The following is a 21,350-nucleotide window of genomic DNA, read 5'->3' on the forward strand; positions in this document are numbered from 1 at the left end:
AAATGAAAAGGGTATATCAAAAAATAATCTCTCTCAAATCCACATAAAAAAAGCCCTCACAAGGGCTCAGACTGTCGACAAACCCAGGTCAGGGTGATGATAAAAATACGAGAACCCTGGCGCCCCTGCGGGCTGGCGTTTTGGGCTTTCATCAAATTAAGAAAGTTAACCTGCCTTAAACCCGATCAAAACCGAAGGTTTTGCGCACTGACGACTGAGAACTTTCCCTTTGTTCGTCAGCGCCTTGCGGTGCTATCCAAATCTTTGATTTGGGATATAGCACCCATGCAACGCTTGTCCAAGAGCCAAAGGCGATTGGCAACAAGCGACTGCTGGGTCCGGGGTGAATCTTTTTTATCCTCTTTAATCGATTATCGTTTATTTAGTGGGACATAGTCCTTACGTTCCTCAATGGCCAGATAAGCAGGACGGATAATCTTACCCGCATTAATCAGCTCTTCTAAGCGGTGGGCACTCCATCCTGAAATCCGGGCAAAAGCAAAAATCGGGGTGTACAGCTCCGTGGGTAATCCTAACATATGGTAGACAAAACCACTGTAAAAGTCCACATTGGCACTAACACCTTTATAGATCTTACGCTCTTCCGCAATGACTTTTGGTGCCAAACGCTCAACATTAAAGTATAGATTAAATTCATCCATGCGTCCTTTTTCTTCTGCCAGGCTTCGGACAAATTCCTTAAAAACTTCAGCACGAGGATCAGACTTCGAGTAGATAGCATGACCCATCCCATAGATCAGACCGGCGTGATCAAAGGCTTCCTTGTTAAGGAGACGCCCTAAATACCCTTCAATTTCCACCTCATCATTCCAATCCTTGACTTCTTTTTTCAAATCCTCAAACATTTCAACCACCTTGATGTTGGCGCCGCCATGTTTGGGTCCCTTAAGGGAACCTAATGCTGCTGCAATCGCCGAATAGGTATCCGTGCCCGAAGAAGTAACGACGTGACAGGTAAAGGTCGAGTTATTCCCACCCCCATGCTCCGCATGAAGCATCAGGGCAATATCTAAAATCCGGGCTTCCAACTCGGTGTATTGACTATCCGGTCGCAGAATATGGAGAATATTCTCAGCGGTTGACAGCTCAGGGTCAGGGGAATGAATAAACAGACTTTCCCCGTGTTCATAATGGCGGTAAGCCTGATAACCATAAACGCCTAAAAGCGGAAAAAGCGCGATAAGTTCAATACACTGGCGCAGAACATTGGAGACTGACGTATCACTGGCAAAATCATCATAGGAATAAAGAGTCAGCACACTTCTTGCCAAGGTATTCATCATGGATTTACTGGGAGCCTTTAAAATAATGTCCCGAACAAAACTCGTTGGAAGTGTCCGGTAATGGGATAAAACATCGACAAAATCCTTAAGCTCCTGAGTACTCGGCAAAGAGCCAAACAACAAGAGGTAGGTGGTCTCTTCAAATCCAAAACGCTTTTCTTCCACACATCCCCGGACCATATCTCGAACGTCCACTCCACGGTAAAATAAGCGGCCATCACATTGCACCCTTTTCCCGTCCTTTTCAATATGGGATTGAATCTCGGAAATTTCTGTGAGACCGGTTAAGACCCCTTTGCCTTCAAGATCCCGGAGTCCCCGGTTTACTTTATATTTTTGAAAAAGCTCTTCTGGAATCCGATCATTCTCGAATAACAATTTCGTATATTTTTCCAGGATAGGCATTGATTGCGAAAATGCTGTACTCATATATTCAACTCCATTTCACACCTTAATTATTTTTATAAATCATATCATAAAAACCGAATAGAATTGTATACAAAATGTAAAATATGAATAATACTTAAGTTTTTTATTCATATTCTTAAGTTTTAGAGTCTTTTTATCAAGATAATCTCTTTAATATGCAAGACTTTACTATAGTTCCTTCATTTTTAACTCTATGAAACCTTCAAAAAACGCCGTCAACCGTTAACCCGGTGACGGCATTTTCTTTTACTTTAATTCGCATTCATTAAACTACAGCCCAATTTCTGAGAGTCTCGCAATCAGTTGCCCTTTAATCTCTCCGTACCGTTGCTTAGGAATTGGGATTTCAATCCCCTGACTAAGATACACCATGCCATATTCCAGGCGTTCGACATAATAAAGATTGATGATAAAGCTGCGGTGTACCCGAAAAAAGTGCTTCGGCAAGCCAATGGATAGCTCCGTGATGGACTCATCAATTTCTACCCGATCCGCAACCTGACGAACGATACAATGGTGGCGGTTGGCTTCAATAAATAAAATACTCTCATTTTCTAAAAAATAGGACTTTTTACCAATATGGACCATGAGTTTATCAGAACGTCTACGGAAATTTTCAATCTGCTCTTGCATATAGAGGTAGGTTTCCCGCCCACAGGTATAGGGAAAGAATTCATTTTCCTGGAGGACGTCCCATTCATTTGAGACATGGAGATGGATCACCTTCCACTGGTCCTCTTTTTTTTCATAGACAAAGGTCACCCGCTGATTTTGCTTAAGCAGATAACCGGATTCCGGCTTAGTATAGGCATCGAGCTGGCCGGTTACGATGGCCAACGTCTCAGTATTGTACACCAATTCATAGACAATCGCCTCCGATTGGATGAGAACGTCCTGTTCCTGGGACAAAATCCCACGCATGGACTCTCTGCCATGGACATACTGTCCCTTTAAAGCGCCAATCCATAAAACATCCTTATCCATATAGGACATGACTTCTTCAAGATCCCGCTGACCATGGGACTCCATGAGCTTTTGGGTCAACGCCACTAAATCCACCTGCATTACAACCTCCGCATCTTAACGGTCATTTGTAATTCATCATAACACAAAACACAGGCTGGTTGCTATGGAATCATCCGTTTTTTAGCATACCAACCACCGATTACCAATGCAATGAAGAGCAGACCCGAACCAATCCAGAGTCCTGTGGCATTTTCCATTACACCGGTAGTGGTATTATTTCTGTCTGCTGCTTTTGTCTCTGATGACTGTGCCTCTGCCTGATTTTGTGCCTGTGCTGCTTTTAATTCGACAATTTTCTTCTCTGCTGCGACAAGAAGAGCTATATTTTCCACCTGGGTTTTTTCGGTTTCATCCAGGGCTTCGTAGGCTGCCCGGGCTGCCAAAACCTGCGGCTCCTGATCCAGACGTGTTATTTCGCCCAGGGCATCAATCTGGGCCATGACCAGTTCCGCCGCCGTTGCTTCCCGGTTCTGGGTGTAGGCCTTGATCATCGCATTACCAACCGTAAGGGTCATCGTTGCTGATTCATTCTGAACCACCACCTCTCCAATTTGGGCTAAGTCAACCCAGCCCTCGGTCGTCTGCACATAGCTTTCTCCTGGATTACAGACGGCTGTGGATCCCGTCGGTCCTCCCGTCAGACTTTTCGGTTGCGATCCCAATTCAACGGGCAGGTAGCTTTGATCTTTACCACCAGTTATCGTTTGTACAATGGTATAACTTTCGTTGGGACGTAAGTTGATGGCCTGTTCGCCCAAATCGTAGGTGTGGAAACCTGCATTTTCAAAAACTCCGGTATTCAATGTCACATCAGGAGTTTTTCCTTCTATTTTCTCTGGTGTACAATTGCGATAAATTTGAATTTCCCCCTGATACTTGGGTTCTGGCGTCATGACCGATATGGCTGATAGTGTCTCGTAATCTGCTGCGGTAAAGACATTGGCCACAGACTGTCCCGCTGTCATGCCCTTTTCTTTAAGAATCTGTTGGGTAATCCCCTTCACAATAGAATCATAATTTCGAATATTCAAATAATCATACTGTACGAGGTTGTCGTGATCATCGGCGCCAGGATCAACCGTATGGCTAACCGGTGCCATAATACTTTTGTCATAATAGGACATCCAGAAATAACCATAATCCTTGTCCCCCTTGTCATTGGGAACCGCATTGAGAAAATTAATACCACTGGGCTTCTCCCCCCAGCTATTCTTGATGAGCCATGCACCACTACCTTCCGGCTGATTTCCTGTGCTAAAGTTATCCAGGGAGAAATTATCATCCCAGCCAATGATGGTGACCACATGATTGGGTGCCGTATCTGGCTTGCTATAATAGGCTCCAGTCGTTTCATTCCAAACGCTTCTTGCATCAGCCTCACTTTTTGCATCATAAACACCCATATAGACACTAAGGGCACCATTTTCCATTAAAGAAGTCTTGATATTTTGGGTTGCCTGCGCATCATATTGATAGCTCCCCGTGCTATAATTGGCCGGACTCGATAGTATTTCTGCTTCTGTCAACCGGGCCTCACTGATATTGCGAAAATCCTCGGAAACCGTCCAAAGGTGTGTTGCTTCCAGGGTTCCATCGTCTGCCGTATGGGGAACACTAGAGGAATTCACCACGCCCTCACCGTTGGATAATTGCCCTATAGCCAAGGTTGCAACGCCCCATTCGAGTCCAGCACCGGTTTCATCAACGGTACCATCCTTTTTCAGAGAGTTAATCCCTTCTCCCCCTTGATTAAGGTTTTCTGGACGGGCATGCTTTGCAAAATATGCCAATTGTTTTTCTGAAAAATCCGGCATTTTCCCTGTCTGTTTTAAATAATTGGATTCCACTGAGGCAATGGTCCCAAAGGCGTAGCAATCACTTAAGGGGGATTGGTTTTTCACACCGGTGGAGAGGCCTAACGTGCGTAAATCATAGGTCTCCGGCAGGGCAGCATTGGCTTCGCTGTACGCCTCAGGCTCATCCATATCCCGGTCGATATGCTGCTGAACATAGTCATTCCAGACACGGTCAACCTCCTGGAGTGACGCAATCCGGTCTGAAAACTCCCAGGACTCGGCAAAGACCGCTGAATTTCCCAATAACAAACCGACTGACACTACCGCAGTAACCATTCCCCGGAGAAGCCATTGCTTTTGCATCCTTCAATCACCTTCACTTTCCTATTATTTTTTTATTATATTATAATGCTTTAGAAAATCAACAGGGCCTGCACCAATGAGGGTTTAAACGACATCAATAGTTTGGCTGTCTTTTAAATACAAAAAGAACCCCCATCGTTTTATGATGAGGGTTTTGATTACAATCCATTCTTTAAATTAGGCCGGTGAAGCAACATGTTTTTGATATTTGAGCAATACCTTGGCAACTGCCAGGGTCAGGACACCAGCAACAATGGCTTCGGGTATTCCATTAATTCCAACAACACCCATAAGTACGCCAACCAAGGCTGAATAGTCTACCCCGGAAACAGCCGCATATTGTTGTCCGAAGCAGAAATAAATGAGGCTGAGGACTAAGACGGTGTTGGTTAAAGAGCCGCACACACCAGCAACAGTCAATGCTACGCTATCCTTGCCAATCTTTGATTTAAGTGCCCGATAAACATAAAAAGGAACAATACCCACCAGAATACGGGGAACAAAACAGATGACCAGGCTCCAGAAATTCCCGTTTACCCCTGCAAAGGAATAAAAAGGGCTAAAGGCAAAGGATGTGGGTGTCGGGTTAAATGTGGCGTTTAACAGGCTGGTTAATCCAAAGACAAAGCCCAGGAATGCCCCTTTCTTCGATCCCAAAACGATACTGCCAATGATCACAGGAATGTGGATGATTGTCGCTTTGGTGAACCCCAATGGAATGTAACCCAAAAATGGTGTCACTGCCAGGAGCACAATGATGGCAACAAACAAAGAAAGCTGGACCAGATCCGATGTTGATTTGTTTTTCATATTAAATATGACCTCCTTGCTATCGTTCCGTTTAACGGATACAATGCTAATGGGGTAATTGTACACAAAAATTAAGGTGATGTCTACTGTTTTTATTGACGCATCCCCTGTATTTGTTATAAAATAAACAAAAAAATAAAGAAAGTCTGAATCCAATGGAATTAAAAAATAAAACTGTCATTTTAGGGATCAGCGGGAGTATTGCAGCCTATAAAATGGCCAATGTCGCCAGCACCTTAGCCAAAGCGAAATGTGATGTTCACACCATCATGACCCAAAACGCTACGGAAATCATCACTCCCTTAACCTTTTCCACCTTAACGGGCCACAATACCATTGTGGATACCTTCGATAAGACGGTAAATTATAATGTGGCCCATGTAGCCCTTGCTAAACGGGCTGATGCCTTACTCATTGCACCGGCCACGGCCAATATCATTGCCAAGCTGGCCTACGGCCTGGCGGATGATATGCTTACCACCACGGCCTTAGCCTGTACCTGCCCTAAAATCGTTGCTCCGGCTATGAATACGGCCATGTACAACAATCCCATCGTGCAAAAAAACATCGGAATCCTCCGGGATGCTGGCTTTATGATCATTGAGCCGGATTCTGGTATTCTAGCCTGTAAGGATGAGGGCGCCGGTAAGCTTCCCGCCGAGGACGTCCTCTTAGATTATCTTTACCGGGAAATTGCCTGTCCTAAAGATTTGCTGGGACAAAAGATTCTCATTACGGCTGGTCCCACCTGTGAATCCCTGGACCCGGTCCGCTATATCACCAATCATTCCAGTGGGAAGATGGGCTATGCCCTGGCACGTTGTGCCATGCTGCGTGGGGCATCGGTTACCCTTATTTCCGGCCCGACCCAATTACCAAAGGTCCCTTTCACCACCCATATTGCTGTTGAAAGTGCCCAGGATATGTACGATGCCGTCATGGCTCAGGGCCCATCCCATGGGATTATCATTAAATCTGCGGCTGTGGCGGATTATACCCCATTAGTTTGTGCAGATGATAAAATCAAAAAAAAGGAGGGCGATCTCTCCCTCTCCCTTAAGCGAACCCCGGATATTTTAGGGGCTCTTGGAGAAAAACGCCTTCCCCATCAATTTTTATGCGGTTTTTCGATGGAAACCCAGGACCTTGTTAAAAACAGTCAGGATAAGCTCATCCGAAAAAATGTCGATATGGTCATTGCCAATAATCTGAAGGTGGCTGGTGCTGGCTTCTCCGGTGATACCAACGTCGTTACCATCATCACCAAGGATTCGGTTTCAGAGCTGGGACTCATGAGCAAGGAGGATACGGCTTACCATATCCTGGATGAAATCCTCCGACATAAAAAATAGAGATTTTTTGGGCTGGTTTGCAGGCGGCGTGAACGCCTATGCCCAGCCCGCTTTTTTCACAACAAAGTCACCCGTCCATAATCCACGCGAAGAATGTCCTTCAGCTCCATCATGGAGAGGAGGGCATTGACTTCTGCAATGGTTTTTTCTGAAACCAAGACCAATTGATCCGTCGTGTGATAGCCCCTGGCAACGAGGTTGAACAGCTTCGCTTCATCCTCAGATAATGTTAAATTCTTCCCAGACTTTACCGTCTCTTCCCCATCAGGCACTTGGACAAAATCCACATAATCCTCCAGAATATCCTGGACCTCCGTCACAACCTTGGCCCCATCCTTAATCAGATTATTACACCCTACGCTTTGTAGGAGGGTGATATCCTTGGGAATGGCATAGACATTCTTTCCCTGCTCCAGGGCATGCTTCGCGGTGATGAGGGCTCCGCTTTTTTCCGCTGCTTCCACCACCAATAATCCCTGGGAAAGACCGCTGATTATCCGATTGCGCAGGGGAAAATGAAAGGCTAAAGGTTGGGTATCCATGAAAAATTCTGTTAAGATCAGCCCTCCCCCCTCTAAAATTTCATGATACAGCAGTTTGTTCGCCTTGGGATAACACACATTAATGCCACAGCCCAACACCGCAATGGTAGAACCCACACCTTCCAGAGCCCCTTCGTGACTGGCCGCATCAATGCCTGCTGCAAAACCAGACACCACGGTAACCCCACTATCCGATAATTCCCGGCTAAGCCGCCGAGCCTGGGCTAAGCCCCCGGGCGATGCCTTCCGTGAACCCACGATTCCAATATTTAAAGGGGCCTTCAGTAATTCCGCATTTCCCTTTACAAAAAATGCCGTTGGTGGATTATAAATCTCATGAAGAAAGGATGGAAAGGCAGCATCCCCTTGGGTGATCAGGCGAATATGATGGCGCTCCATGTAACGGATGGCTTTTTCAGCCCCCTTCAAATCACGATTTTTCATCAATACTTCCCGTTTTTCTGGCTTCAGTCCCTCAATGGTCTTTAAGGAGGACTCATCACTTTCATAAATCGACTGGGGAGACTCCAGATACGTTAACAATAAATGACGGGTGGCATTCCCGATTTCTGGTAGTGACATCAGCCAAACCCAATACAGTTGCTCCATCCTTTCATTCCTTTCCTTCAAATATAATGCGGGCCTTTAGCGGCTTACCTTATGGGTCCGATACTGAACAGCCTCTGCCAAATGACGCTGCTCGATGGCATCGGCACCTTCCACATCGGCAATGGTTCGGGCCAGCTTTAAAACACGGTGATAGCCCCTGGCACTTAGAGCCATTTTCTGATAGATCATCTCCATAAAGGCCAGGCTCTCCCCCTTGAGGATACAGCACTTAGCAATCATTCTGGGGGTAAGCTGGCTATTGAAAAAGATCCCTGGAAATTCTTTAAAGCGCTCCCGCTGACGTTGTCTGGCTTCATTGACACGCCTTCGAATGACGGTTGATCCTTCCCCAGAAGGCCCGCCCTCCAGCTCCGAAAAGGAGGCAGCAGGCACCTCGATGCGAATATCAATACGGTCCATAAGGGGACCTGAAATTTTACTGGCATAGCGATGGATTTCCCCAGGTGTACAGCTGCAGGCGTGGGTTGGGTCCCCATTATAGCCACAGGGGCAGGGATTCATACTCGCAATGAGCATAAAGGATGCCGGATAAGTTAGGGAGGCATTAATCCGGGAAATCGTAACCGAATGGTCCTCCATAGGCTGGCGCAGGGTTTCGATACTCCCCCGGGAAAACTCCGGCAGTTCATCTAAAAAGAGGACGCCCAAATGAGCCAGGGAAACCTCCCCGGGCTTCGGAATACGCCCGCCACCCACCAGAGCGTTTTTAGAAATGGTATGATGGGGAGCCCGAAAGGGCCGGGTAGTGATAAGGCGCTGGCCTTTTAACAAGCCAGCTACGGAATAAATCTTAGAAATCTCTAAAACCTCTTCGGCATCCAGATCTGGAAGAATTGAGGGAAAAGCCTTGGCCATCATAGATTTTCCCGAACCGGGCGGGCCGCTGAGTAAAATATTGTGAGCGCCGGCCGCCGCAAGGGTCAGAGCGCGTTTAGCCGCCTCCTGCCCCCGGATATCTGCAAAATCCACTAGCTTATCACAAGCCCGCCCTTCCTTTAACAGCGCCTCCAAGGGCACATGCTTGGCTTCCAGGATTTTTTCACCCGTCAAGTGGGCCGTTACTTCGGTAATATGACCTGCGGGATAGACCGTAATACCCTCCACTACTGCGGCCTCCTCCCCGTTGGCCAGGGGCACAATAATGTGCTTAAAACCGTGGTCTCTAGCCGCCAGTGCCATGGGAAGGACCCCAGTGACACTGTTAATCTCCCCACCCAGGGAAAGCTCTCCTATAATAAGATAATCCTCAATATCCACCACCTGGATCTGCTCCGAGGAAAGGAGCAGACCAATGGCAATGGGGAGATCAAAGGCTGAGCCCTCCTTTTTAAAATCCGCCGGGGCCAGATTGATGGTGATTCGCTGCATGGGGTAATGATAGCCACTGTTCTTTAAGGCTGCATACACCCGTTCCTTAGACTCCCGGATACCGGCATCCGGTAACCCCACCACCGCATACACTGGTAACCCATTGGCCACATCCGTCTCCACGGTGATAATGAAGCCATCCACCCCCAGGAGTCCACAGCCAAAAACCCGGGATAGCATTATTCTTTCCCGTCCCAGCAGTAAGTACAGACCTTACACCGATCAATCCCAATGGCCTCAATCATCTCATCCAGACGATGGTATTTAAGGGAAGTAAACTTCGAGCGCTTACAAATACAATCCACCATTTCCTGATGGGCCTCCGTATTGGGATCGGCATATTCAAAGAGACGCTCCGCATCATGGTCCCCCTCCCGCTCTTTAATAATCCGGCGGGTAATCAAATCGTACTCCGATGTTGACCTGGAGAAATTTAAATATTTACAGCCAAACATGATGGGCGGACAGGCCGACCGGATATGGACCTCCTTGGCACCATCCCCAAAGAGGTAATCCGCCATTTTCTTCGTCTGAGTTCCCCGAACAATGGAATCGTCAATAATGAGCAGCCGTTTGTCCTTAATGAGGCTGGAAATAGACACCAGCTTCATCTGGGCAATCATTTGTCGCATACTCTGCTTAGGAGGCATAAAGCTCCGGGGCCAGGTTGGCGTGTATTTAATCAAAGGACGTTTATAGGGTAGGCCCGAAGCGTGGGAATACCCCAGGGCATGAGCAATGCCGGAATCCGGTACCCCACTGACATAATCCACATCAATGTCCTGATCCCGCTTAGCTAAGGCTTTTCCACAGCGATACCGCACTTCCTCAACGTTGCGCCCCTCATAACTAGAGGTAGGGTATCCATAATACGTCCAAAGGAAGGCGCAAATTTTCATGTCCTCTTCGGCTTTAGAAAGCACATCGTAACCCTCAGGTGTCACCATCACAATTTCCCGGGGGCCTAATTCGTAGGCATCCCGATACCCTAGGTTTTGGTAAGCAAAATTTTCCATGGAAATGGCATAGCCCCGATCCTGTTCCCCAATAACCAGAGAAGTGCGCCCCAGACGATCCCGAGCGGCTAAAATACCTTTTTCTGTCATCACCAGCATGGTTAAAGATCCATCCACCAGCTCCTGGGCAGCACGGATACCCGCCAGCAGGTTTTCATGGGAAGAAATAATCGACGCTACCAGCTCAGTCGTATTAATCTGGCCGGCACTCATTTCCATGAAATGCCCTCTGCGATCCGCTAAAACCTGATCTAAGATGGCCTGGGCGTTATTGACCCGCCCTACTGTAGCCAGTACAAAATGGCCAAAGTGGGCCCGAACAATCAGAGGCTGGGGATCACTATCACTGATGGCTCCAATCCCTAGATTTCCCTCCATAATCTGCACATCCTGCTCAAACTTCGTCCGAAAGGGAGCATTGGCAATATTGTGGATTGCCCGGTCGAAGGATCCGTCCTTACATACTGCCATTCCCCCACGACGTGTTCCCAAATGGGAATGATAATCGACCCCAAAAAATAAATCATTCACACAATCATCCCGGGTTGCTACCCCGAATAATCCTCCCATGTTTACCTCCTCATTGGCACTCTGTCTACTAAAATCCCTTTCATTATACATTAATTTTGACCCGGGGACCACCTGCTTTTCTCTTTTTCGTAAAAAACCCCCATGCTCTTTCTAAAATAAAAGCCCCCCCATCCTCAGGTCATTTTTAATCACCGAGGACAGGGGGTACTTTTATTTAAAAACTTATAAACTTAATACACAATAACAGCTTGGGGTACTTTCAGGCGAAGAGCCAGTGTTTCTAAAACCCGGAAGTGATGATTTAATTCAGCATACTCCACATAGGCCGTTGCCATGTCCTGGCCAATGGCCAAGTCCATAAACTGGGCTTCTCCACATAATAAAACAGCCTTTCCCATCAGAGCTTTACTGACATACACCCGGCCATCCAAAAGGCCCCGAATCCGATCAATTTCCATGACACCCGTTTCCGGCAGAATGCGCTGGAGACTATAATATAAATCTGGCCCCATGGCTAAAGCATAATGGCCGATGATGCCGGATTCATAAAATTGGCTGATACCCTTGGTAATATTCAAGAAAGCATCCTGCCCGACACTCCAATCATCCCGGGCCATCGCAATGACACCCTCACTATTACATAAACCCTGGATGCCCAATTGCTCCTGACCGAAAAAGATAATCTCATCCTCACGTTGAGCCAGGGTCTGAGCTGCCTGATCCACACTGGACAGATCCACTGGTGTATTTAATCGCTCATCCTCTTCTAAATCCCGCCAAAATAGCCAAAAATCTTCATAAATCTGTAAAAGATCCACCATACTGCGTCCGCAGGTTCGAGCAATGCCACCATCGAAGGCTTCTTCTCTTTTGGTGTCAACATTGACTTCTAAAATTCCCGCACCCAGTGGACCATAAAGGGGTATAAGATGTCGGCCAACCAGAAACTTTTTGGCACTTTTTACCACATGGGCATCAATGTCATTCCATAGGGAGTCCCCAAAGGGCGCTGTCGTCCGTCCTAAATAATCCATTTGATCCACCTATTCTTCTTTCAGGCTGCCAATGGTAGCACCCTCAGGAGACTTTGCATCCGTGCTGTCCACAGGAATGCCTAATTCCCGCATCATTTCATGGACTTCCTCAGCCCCCGATTCAAAGAGCTTATATTCCTCAGCATCTAAATAACGCATCAGCGTTGTTAGCTCACCGATATGTGCTTTTTCTTCATCCCGGATATCCGCCAGAACTTTTTTTGCGATGGCATTGTCCGTCGCACGAACATGGGCATCGTATAAATAGATTGCCTCTAATTCTCCAGCCAAATCCAATCGGATGGCTTCTGCCAATTCCTTCTTGTTCATTTTCCGTTCTACATTCCCGGCAAAGGGATCTCCAAACTGTGGCATTGATGTTTCTCCTTTCAAAGTTGATAGACTAACCATACCACGGGATTATTAAGAAGAACCAAAATTGACACTCATGCCATTTAAGGGGGGTTAAAGTAAAAAAATAGAACAGCCTAAGCTGTTCCATTTTTTCTCAATTATTCTTTGTCGCCGTCATCCGTATCATCCCCAAAGGATAAACCTTCGAAGAGATTACCGAATGCATCACCAAGGGTAACATTAGCAGATTCTTCATACACAGTGGTGTTTCTGTTCTGTGCTGCTCTCTTCTTCTGTCCACCGCCACGGTTGGGACGATCGCCAGTGAAGCCACCTTCACGCTTCTTGCTTCTGCTGCGCTGAGGTCTTTCAGGTGCTTCCAGAGTTGCTTTGATACTCAGGCTGATTTTTTCTTTTTCAGTGTTGATGCCGATGATCTTAACCGTGACCACATCGCCTGGTTTCAGGACAGCAGCCACCGATTCGACACGGTCATAGCTAATTTCAGAAACATGGATCAGGCCTTCAACACCAGGGATGATTTCTGCAAAAGCGCCGAAGTCCAACACATTGGTGATTTTGACTTCAACATCATCCTTTTCGTTATATTCCTGAACGAACACATCCCAAGGTCTGGGCATCAATGCCTTGACACTGAGCTTGATCTTCTTGTCTTCTTCGTTCTTGGAGATAACCTTTGCTTCGATTTCCTGTCCCTTCTGAACCAAATCCTTAGGTTCGTTAGCACGTTCCCAAGTCAGGTCAGAGCGATGGACGAAGCCATCGATACCATCTAAATCCACAAAGATACCGAAATTGGTAATGGTCTTAACATTTCCCTTGACCACATCATCAACGTTCAGCTCACCAAAACGTTTTTCCTTAACTTCGCGCTGCTTTGCTTGTTTTTCCTTGATTTCCTTTTCCAGGATAACCTTCTGGGAAAGAATTGCTCTGCGGCGCTTTGCATTGTAATCAATGATTTTACCCTTGACTTCTTCGCCGATAAGGGATTCCAAATCCTTGACATAACGCACATGATACTGGGATGCAGGCATGAAGATATCGGTAAATCCGATATCGACGATCAGGCCGCTACCAGAAACACTTTTGATCTTACCTTCCAAAACATCCTGATTTTCAAAGGCTTCAGCTAATTTATTCTGAACCTTTTGATTTTCATATTTGATTTTGGACAATTTTACCCGGGAAGAACCATCATTCAAATCGGTGACGATGGCGGTAATCAAATCGCCAGGCTTGACCAAATCTGTTAATTCTTCATCGTGCTTCCAAGTGTAGTCACTTTTCTTAATGACTGCATCAGATTTATATCCGATGTTCAGGATCACTTCATCCGCATCAACTGCGATAACTTCGCCTTCCACTGGTGCACCCTTGCGGATAGACTTCATCGAGTCTTCTAGTTCTTTTGCAAAATCAAACTCTTCATCTGCAACATCATTCAGAACCGCTTGCGTCTGTTCCTGCTCTAACACGTTTTCTTCCATACTTTCCGTTACCTCCTTAACGATCCAATCCGGTGTCGATGCTCCCGCTGTGATTCCGATGGTTTGATATTTCTTAATCTCATCAGGATCTAATTCCCCGGCTGTCTCTATGTGACAAGTATTTTTGCAATGGGCTTTGCACACCTCCAAAAGCTTTTGCGTATTGGAGCTATGGTACCCACCCACTACGATCATATATTCTACACCTTCTGCCGTCTTCGCCGCGGCTGCTTGTCTCTCAGCCGTCGCGCTGCAAATGGTATTAAATATAACACATTCATCTGCCTTGTTTTTCAAGGCTGCGGTTATCCTTTGGAATTTAGTTTCGATGATAGTGGTTTGAGCCACCACGCAGATTTTTTCGAAATGCGGTAAGGCATCCACTTCATCCCCGGAGCTGAGGACAATTCCAGAATCATCACACCACCCCATGGCTCCGACCACTTCTGGGTGCTCGGCATTTCCAACGATAACAATTTGATAGCCCTTTTCGTAATAATCCCGAACCTTATTTTGCATGGCCCGGACAAAAGGACAGGTTGCATTGACAATGGTCAGTGCCTTCTCTTCTGCTGTAGTGATGACCGTCCTTCCCACACCGTGGGAGCGAATAATGACGATGCCATCCTCTACCGCATCCAATGTATCCACTTTTTTCACCCCAAGGGTAATCAGACGGTCCATTTCCTGCCGGTTATGGGAAATATCGCCCAGACAATAGATTGGCTGTCCAGGATAGGTTTTAAGGGTATTTTCCACCATTGCCATGGCGTTCTGTATTCCAAAGCAATACCCCGCTTTTTCAGCAATAATTATTTTCATCGACTATCTCCATTATTGTATTGTAAAACCCCCTTAATGTCCACTATTTTTTGCACGAATTCGTGTTTTTTTTCTAATATTTTCATTCTCCCTGGGCCTAATCCAGAGCGTACACCTGATCCATGATTTTTTGACTAATTTCGGACATCTCAGGGGCTTTCAGCTTCTTCCCGTAGTATTCTTCCAAAGTGATGGGCGCTCCAAAAGTAATGGTGATATGGCTTCTAAACTTAAAACGCCCCTGAATATGAACCGGTAAAATTGGACTTTTTGTCTTAAGTGCAAACACCACAAAGCCATCCATAGGGGGCTTTTCTTCCCCCTCTGCCACCCGAGTTCCTTCTGGAAAAATTCCTAAAATCCCGCCGTCTTTCAGAACTTTCATGGATTCCTTAAGGGTTTGTACAGAAACATTCCCCCGATTCACCGGAATGGTTTTAACCGCACGCATAACCCAGGCAACAAGGGCATGCTTGTAAAGCTCCGCCTTGGCCATGTAATGGATGGGGCGATCCAGTTGGGTCGCAATGACAATGGGATCATAAAGGCTAACATGGTTGGGACAGATAATTAGCCCGCCACTTTCAGGTACATTCTCCTTACCCTTAATGGTAAACCGATAAAGGATGATATTGACAATATATTTGAATAAAGCACGGCCCAGTCGATAAATCATAATGGCCCCCCTTTAATATGTGTCATAATGGCCTGACAAACCTCAGAGATGCTTTTGCCCGTGGTATCAATGATAATGGCATCCTCAGTACAGACCAGGGGACCAGCATCGCGATGGGTATCGTTATAATCCCGGGTAGCAATATCCGCCTTCACCTCATCCAGGGACTTATCGATGCCTTTTTCTGCCAATTCCCTCATCCGCCGCACAGCACGCTCTGTAATACTGGCATCTAAATAGAATTTGTACTGAGCCTGGGGCAGCACCACCGATGCGATATCCCGGCCATCCATAATAACAGAATGATTAGCCGCAATCTGTCGCTGCTCCTTCACCAGAAGATCCCGAACAGCCTGGATACAGGCAATATCCGAGGTATGCTGGCTCACCAGGGGCCTGCGGATTTCCTCAGTAATGACGTCCCCGTTTAAAAGCACAGCGGAACCATCAAAATCAATGGTACTTTTCTGGGTAAAATCAATAATGGCTCCTTCATCCGAAAATGGAATCCCCGCTTCCATGACACCATAGGTAATGGCCCGATACATTGCCCCGGTATCCAGATAGATGATTCCCAGGTCCTTTGCGATCATCTTTGCAATGGTACTTTTACCGGCCCCTGCCGGGCCATCAATGGCAATTTGCATTTTTCACTCCTTACCGGCAAGCCATCCTGTGCTCGCTGCAATTTGAATATTATATCCTCCCGTCAGGGCATCCACATCAATCATTTCCCCTGCAAAATACAGTCCATCCATAATTCTAGATTCCATGGTTTTCGGATTGATATCCCCCACATGAACACCCCCAGAGGTAATGATGGCCGAATTCATGGCGGTAAACCCGGTAATGGACAGGGGCATGGATTTAAGGAGCTCCTCAACCCTGCGCCGTTCCTGCCTGGTAATCTGGTTGACCCGCTTTTCCCCTGAAATTCCCGTTAATTCGACAAAGACAGGAATCAGTTTGGCGGGAAGGAGATCTCCCATTGCATTAATCAATTGTTTGTTCTGGTATTTTTCAAAATCCCGGACGACCCGGGCCTGGATTTGCTCCTCACTGAGTCCTGGCTTAAGATCGATGGAGAGATGATAGTTTCCCGGGTCCTTCTTGATTCGGGCGCTATGGCTTAAGACCATGGGACCGGACACCCCAAAATGGGTGAAGAGCATTTCCCCTTGTTCCCGGGCGACCAGCTTTTTCCCGGAATACAGGGTGAGACCAGCGTTGCGCAGGGATAATCCCTGAAGCGCCATCGGCCACCGCTCCTTGGTTGTCAGGCCCACTAAAGAGGGCCGACAAGGCACCAAGCGATGCCCCAGGGCCTTGGCCAGACGCATGCCATAACCATCAGAGCCAGTGGACGTATAACTCATCCCCCCGGTGGCCAGGATCACGCGGTCCCCTGGAATGAGGCTCCCGTCTTGTAGCGTTACACCCATGGCCCTCGGCCTACCCTTTACAGTTTCCCTTTCAATGGCTTTGACCGCAGTCCCCAGGCGAACCTGAACACCGGCTTTTTTAAGGGCTGTGCCCAGAGCGCGGATAATATCGCTGGATTTATTGCTTGTGGGAAAAACCCGGTTTCCCCGCTCCACCTGAAGGGGGCAGCCAGCATCTTCCAGAATCCCCATCAAATCGTAATTATTAAAGGCCGCAAAGGCCGAGTATAAAAACCGAGGATTAGTCATAATGTTTTCAAAAAAATCATCCCGGTCACAGGCGTTGGTCACATTGCAGCGGCCTTTTCCCGTAATATAAAGCTTCTTTCCCAGCTTTTCATTTTGCTCGCACAAAATCACAGCTCCTCCACCCTCTGCTGCAGAAAGGGCCGCCAGCATTCCGGCGGGGCCGCCGCCGACCACTATGGTCTGCATTACTCGCTCCATAAGTCTCGCTCCAATTCATCTCCTGTATAGACGTAGTTTTCTTTCCATATTTCTTCCAAATCCTTAAAGGTCTTTTTTGTTTTTGCTACATTTTTAAGACCGATGGCCACCACCAGAGCATCAATCATACTCAGTGGCGCCACCAGGGAATCCACAAAGGCGTAGGCGTTGCTTTTGGCCAAAAGCGTATAATCCGCATATTGGTTAATGGGAGCATGGTTGTTATCGGAAATCACAATAATTTTCGGCCCCCGATCCTTTAAAAACTCCACAGCCTCCATGGTTTTTTTGGCATAACGTGGAAAGCTAATGGCGATGACCACATCATTCTCCCCAATTTTAATGAGATGCTCATAAAAATCTGTCACCCCATGGTTAACGATGCGCACATCATCCAATACCAGACCCAAATAATAGCCCAAATACTCAGTAAGGAGGCTGGTAGTTCGAAATCCGATGATAATAACCTTCCTGGCCTCTGCAATGAGCCCCACACAGTGTTCAAAGGTCTCCTCATCGAAATTCGCAAGGGTATCCTTTACGGATTCGATATCGCTTTTAAGCATATGTTTGGCGCTATCCTTCATCAGAAGGGCCTTTTCATCATCACCCATGGTTAAGTCAATGCGCTCCACGGTGGTTAACTTGCTATTCATTTCGTCCTTCAGGAATTTCCGAAATTCCGGATAGCCTTCATAGCCAAGGAAAATGGCAAATCGCACCACGGTGGCCTCACTGACATGCACTGCCCGGGCGACCTGCATGGCCGACATATCCGGGACCTTTTCAAAATTCCGCATGATGTACAACGCAATCTTTTTATGGCTTTTGCTAAAGCTGTTATACTGGTGCTTTAGTTCTGCAAAGATATCCCTGACATCACATTTTTTCCGATAATTGTTCACTTTACATCCCTTGCTTTTTTGATAAGATACAAAACGGGGCTATTCTGATGATTGATGGTTTCAATCCGATGGACATCAATCCCCTTACCTAAGGCACTACACCAGGCTTCTACCCCTTGTGCCTCCGACAGACCTTCTTGATGTCCATAAACGCATACCGTCATCACCCCATCCGCTGCCAATACGCCAAGGGCCCCCTTCAGAGCCGCTATGGTGGTCTCACATCGGGTCACGATGGCATGATCGCCGCCTGGTAAGTAACCGAGGTTAAACATAATCCCGCGAATTCTTGGATCACCGGAAATTTCCGGCAGGCTTCCCAAGGACTCATGCCCCAGGTGATACAGCCGAACCGGTTGTTCCACCCCCTGGGACGCCAGAAGGGAGCGCGTCCGGGCAATGGCTTCCCCTTGAATATCAAAGGCATACACCCTGCCTTCTGGCCCCACCCTCCTGGCCATCATAAGAGTATCCTCTCCAGCTCCTGCGGTACCATCGATGGCAGAATCTCCATGATTCAAATGCTCCCATATAATGGACCCTGCCAAAATTGTTTGACGCCTAAAGGCTTCAATCATACTACATGCCTCCACAGGATGGACATCCGCAGAAAAGGGCCCCTGGAAAATCATCGTGATGCCAATGGTTTCCTTCCCGCGTAAAGCCCAGACCCTTAAAGTATCCCTCCAGATCCTCTGGTCCATCGAAAACATCCACCGAACGGCAGCCCATCTCCATTAAATGGAAAAGAACAGACCGCAGAAGTCCATCAAATATCTCCAAATCTGCGCTGTGGTCCACTTTTACAATCTCCTGGATCACGGCTGAGCTTCCCGAATAAATAAAACGGCAGAGGGCCAAAAGACCAACCTCATCCTCTGCAGCCATAATCAAACTTTTCTTTAAAGCATCCTCCTCAAAAAAAGAGGCAATTCCATCTGTTTCCTTTGGAAAATAAAATTTCAGCATTTTCTAAACTCCTTTTAAGTAGTCCACTTCAGCAGCCGTCAGATAGCGCCACTTTCCAGCTTTAAGGGCCGGGTCTTTTAAATTCCCTAATGCAACCCGCTTTAACTGGATAACAGGATGCTCCACCGCCTCGCACATCTTACGGACCTGACGATTCTTCCCTTCAGAAATAGTGATACTAATGAGGGTAGCTCCCCGTTTTCTTCGCAGTACTGTAATCTCCGCAGGTTGGGTTTGATAGTCTTCCCCATCATTATCAATAAGGACCCCTCCCCGGAGAAGCTCAACGGCCTCATCCTCCATCCGCCCCTTAACCAGGCAGGTATAGGTCTTTTTAAAATGATGCCGTGGGTGGGTAAGTCGAAAGGTCAGATCCCCGTCGTTGGTCAAAACCAACAAGCCCTCGGTATCCTTATCCAACCGTCCCACCGTGTACAGGCGCTTATCACTTTTCACCAAATCCACGGCGGTTTCCACGGCATGAACATCCGATGACGTCGAAATCACTCCCATGGGTTTGTTCAGCAGGATATATTCATGGGATTCCCCAGTAATGGGGCTACCATCCACCTCCACCTGATCTACACCGGGCTCCACCTGGTACCCCGGTGTCATAACGCCCACGCCATTAACCCGAACATGACCTGTGGCAATGAGCTCTTCAGATTTTCGTCGGGAGGCCACGCCGCACATTGCCATATATTTTTGTAACCGCATACTCATAAAATAGCTTCCTCCAATAAATCCTGTCCCGCATCTGAAAAGAGATCAAAAGATGGCAGCTCTGCCAAAGATGTCAGATGGACGGATTTCAAAAAACAATCGGTTGTTTTATACAAAAATGGACGCCCGGGGGCATCCTTGCGCCCTGCCTCTGTGATAAGCTCCCGGTCCAGAAGTAATTGGATCGAACTGCTGGAGCTTACCCCTCGGAGAGCCTCAACCTCCACCCGGGTAATGGGCTGGCGATAGGCTACAATAGCCAGGGTTTCCAGTGCTGCCTTGGATAAACCCGCTGCCTGATGGAGGCCTAAAACATCCGAAACCACGGCGTAGTGCTCTGGCTTTGTCGTTAACTGCCAGGTTCCGTTAACATTAAGGAGACGAATTCCTCGTTCTTCCTTCTGATAGGCCTTTTCCATCTCAATCAACAGCTGCTGTACCGTGTCTTGCTTTTGATCCACCGCCACAGCCAGATCCTTTAAGGTAACCGGTTCCCCGGACGCAAAAAGTACCGCCTCGATCATTCCCTGATATCGGCGGCGGTCAATCATGGTTATCTGTCGATTCTCCATCTACCATCCATCCTTCTTCTATGATTATTTCCTGGAACAAGCCCCTTTGCCTAATGGCAATCTCTCCACCTTTGAACAATTCCAGTACAGCCAAAAGGGTGACCACCACCTCCTCCTTCTGCCCATGTCCAATGAGTAAATCCGAGAAAGGCACCGCTTCTCCTGTCCCATTTGAAACTCGGCCCCGTATTAAATCAATCTTTTCTTCAACGGTAAAATTATCCCTTAAAATCTGTCCGGAGTAAGATTTAAGGAGATGATCATCCCGGTACATGGCAATGACACCCCGAAAGGCCTTGGCCAAATCCTCCCCCTTTATTTCCACCGGCCTTTCCTGGACCAGCCCTGGAATATACTCTGGCTCCTTGGCCAGGGTTCCCAGCTCAGCCATCTCCCGATTCTCGAGATAGGTGCTGATTTTTTTAAAAACCTGATAATCCAGAAGTTGGCTGACTAGAGCTGCCCGCATCTCCTCTTCAGATTCTTCCTCGGGTGTCGTCCGGGGTAACAGCGTCCGGGATTTAATTTCCAGCAACCTGGAGGCCATGACGATAAACTCGCTGGCAATCTCTAAATCCATCTCCTGCCATTTATAAATATAAGATAAATACTGCCTGGTAACCTGTACGATTGGGATATCATAGATATCGATTTTATTTTTCTGAATTAAAAACAACAATAAGTCTAAAGGGCCTTCAAAGCTCTCCAGTGCAACCTCATAGGACATC

General features: G+C 47.2%; 20 protein-coding genes. 1 reads left to right on the forward strand and 19 read right to left on the reverse strand.

Going from position 1 to position 21,350, the window contains the following annotated elements; genetic code table 11:
* Window positions 1-371: 371 nt before the first annotated feature.
* From BLU30_RS05570 to BLU30_RS05585, 4 genes are all read right to left on the reverse strand, one after another.
* Window positions 372-1,733 carry a citrate/2-methylcitrate synthase gene (locus tag BLU30_RS05570; protein WP_090244315.1) on the reverse strand — a complete coding sequence of 454 codons (1,362 nt, stop codon included), beginning with the start codon at window positions 1,731-1,733 and terminating at the stop codon, window positions 372-374.
* A 270-nt stretch (window positions 1,734-2,003) separates the two neighbouring features.
* A complete protein-coding gene (locus BLU30_RS05575; protein ID WP_090244318.1) occupies window positions 2,004-2,798 on the reverse strand; it encodes a LytTR family transcriptional regulator in 795 nt (264 codons plus the stop codon).
* 62 nt (window positions 2,799-2,860) lie between these two features.
* On the reverse strand, window positions 2,861-4,918 hold the full coding sequence (locus tag BLU30_RS05580; protein ID WP_090244320.1) for a lectin like domain-containing protein: 2,058 nt from the start codon (window positions 4,916-4,918) through the stop codon (window positions 2,861-2,863).
* A gap of 177 nt (window positions 4,919-5,095) precedes the next feature.
* Window positions 5,096-5,728 (reverse strand): ECF transporter S component, encoded by a 633-nt coding sequence (locus BLU30_RS05585; protein ID WP_090244322.1) that lies wholly within the window; start codon window positions 5,726-5,728, stop codon window positions 5,096-5,098.
* A 155-nt stretch (window positions 5,729-5,883) separates the two neighbouring features.
* Here BLU30_RS05585 and coaBC point away from each other — a divergent pair, with 155 nt between their 5' ends.
* Window positions 5,884-7,080 carry a bifunctional phosphopantothenoylcysteine decarboxylase/phosphopantothenate--cysteine ligase CoaBC gene (gene coaBC, locus BLU30_RS05590; protein ID WP_090244324.1) on the forward strand — a complete coding sequence of 399 codons (1,197 nt, stop codon included), beginning with the start codon at window positions 5,884-5,886 and terminating at the stop codon, window positions 7,078-7,080.
* A 56-nt stretch (window positions 7,081-7,136) separates the two neighbouring features.
* Here the strand turns inward: coaBC and dprA are convergent, their stop codons facing one another.
* From dprA to BLU30_RS05660, 15 genes are all read right to left on the reverse strand, one after another.
* Window positions 7,137-8,231: a DNA-processing protein DprA gene (dprA, locus tag BLU30_RS05595; RefSeq protein ID WP_090244326.1), complete on the reverse strand. Its 1,095-nt coding sequence runs from the start codon at window positions 8,229-8,231 to the stop codon at window positions 7,137-7,139.
* A gap of 36 nt (window positions 8,232-8,267) precedes the next feature.
* Complete coding sequence (locus tag BLU30_RS05600; protein ID WP_090244329.1) at window positions 8,268-9,800, reverse strand: YifB family Mg chelatase-like AAA ATPase; 1,533 nt, start codon at window positions 9,798-9,800, stop codon at window positions 8,268-8,270.
* Window positions 9,800-11,206 (reverse strand): amidophosphoribosyltransferase, encoded by a 1,407-nt coding sequence (locus BLU30_RS05605; protein WP_090244331.1) that lies wholly within the window; start codon window positions 11,204-11,206, stop codon window positions 9,800-9,802. The genes BLU30_RS05600 and BLU30_RS05605 overlap by 1 nt, the downstream gene beginning before the upstream one ends.
* A gap of 191 nt (window positions 11,207-11,397) precedes the next feature.
* Complete coding sequence (locus BLU30_RS05610; RefSeq protein ID WP_090244333.1) at window positions 11,398-12,201, reverse strand: family 1 encapsulin nanocompartment shell protein; 804 nt, start codon at window positions 12,199-12,201, stop codon at window positions 11,398-11,400.
* A 9-nt stretch (window positions 12,202-12,210) separates the two neighbouring features.
* Entirely contained in the window at window positions 12,211-12,576 is a 366-nt protein-coding gene (locus BLU30_RS05615) for a demethoxyubiquinone hydroxylase family protein (RefSeq protein ID WP_090244335.1), read from the reverse strand.
* A 137-nt stretch (window positions 12,577-12,713) separates the two neighbouring features.
* The gene (locus BLU30_RS05620; RefSeq protein WP_090244336.1) at window positions 12,714-14,888 is read right to left on the reverse strand and encodes a bifunctional 4-hydroxy-3-methylbut-2-enyl diphosphate reductase/30S ribosomal protein S1; all 2,175 of its coding nucleotides are present in this window, start codon (window positions 14,886-14,888) and stop codon (window positions 12,714-12,716) included.
* Window positions 14,889-14,985: 97 nt separating this feature from the next.
* The gene (locus tag BLU30_RS05625) at window positions 14,986-15,564 is read right to left on the reverse strand and encodes a lysophospholipid acyltransferase family protein (RefSeq protein ID WP_090244337.1); all 579 of its coding nucleotides are present in this window, start codon (window positions 15,562-15,564) and stop codon (window positions 14,986-14,988) included.
* Complete coding sequence (gene cmk / locus BLU30_RS05630) at window positions 15,561-16,211, reverse strand: (d)CMP kinase (RefSeq protein WP_090244339.1); 651 nt, start codon at window positions 16,209-16,211, stop codon at window positions 15,561-15,563. Before cmk ends, BLU30_RS05625 begins: the two co-directional genes overlap by 4 nt.
* A gap of 3 nt (window positions 16,212-16,214) precedes the next feature.
* Entirely contained in the window at window positions 16,215-17,453 is a 1,239-nt protein-coding gene (locus BLU30_RS05635; RefSeq protein WP_090244341.1) for a BaiN/RdsA family NAD(P)/FAD-dependent oxidoreductase, read from the reverse strand.
* Complete coding sequence (locus BLU30_RS05640; protein WP_242873522.1) at window positions 17,441-18,358, reverse strand: MurR/RpiR family transcriptional regulator; 918 nt, start codon at window positions 18,356-18,358, stop codon at window positions 17,441-17,443. Before BLU30_RS05640 ends, BLU30_RS05635 begins: the two co-directional genes overlap by 13 nt.
* Window positions 18,355-18,936: a tRNA 5-(aminomethyl)-2-thiouridylate-methyltransferase MnmM gene (gene mnmM, locus BLU30_RS05645; RefSeq protein WP_176770837.1), complete on the reverse strand. Its 582-nt coding sequence runs from the start codon at window positions 18,934-18,936 to the stop codon at window positions 18,355-18,357. The genes BLU30_RS05640 and mnmM overlap by 4 nt, the downstream gene beginning before the upstream one ends.
* A 1-nt stretch (window position 18,937) precedes the next feature.
* Window positions 18,938-19,327, reverse strand: coding sequence for a hypothetical protein (locus BLU30_RS14215; protein WP_176770838.1), 390 nt, complete (start codon window positions 19,325-19,327; stop codon window positions 18,938-18,940).
* A gap of 3 nt (window positions 19,328-19,330) precedes the next feature.
* Window positions 19,331-20,050, reverse strand: coding sequence for a pseudouridine synthase (locus BLU30_RS05650; protein WP_332582224.1), 720 nt, complete (start codon window positions 20,048-20,050; stop codon window positions 19,331-19,333).
* The gene (gene scpB, locus BLU30_RS05655) at window positions 20,047-20,622 is read right to left on the reverse strand and encodes an SMC-Scp complex subunit ScpB (protein WP_090244345.1); all 576 of its coding nucleotides are present in this window, start codon (window positions 20,620-20,622) and stop codon (window positions 20,047-20,049) included. The genes BLU30_RS05650 and scpB overlap by 4 nt, the downstream gene beginning before the upstream one ends.
* On the reverse strand, window positions 20,594-21,349 hold the full coding sequence (locus BLU30_RS05660) for a segregation and condensation protein A (protein WP_090244346.1): 756 nt from the start codon (window positions 21,347-21,349) through the stop codon (window positions 20,594-20,596). Before BLU30_RS05660 ends, scpB begins: the two co-directional genes overlap by 29 nt.
* Window position 21,350: the final 1 nt, after the last annotated feature.

The organism is Eubacterium barkeri, assembly GCF_900107125.1.
Taxonomy (GTDB): Bacteria; Bacillota; Clostridia; order Eubacteriales; family Eubacteriaceae; genus Eubacterium_O; species Eubacterium_O barkeri.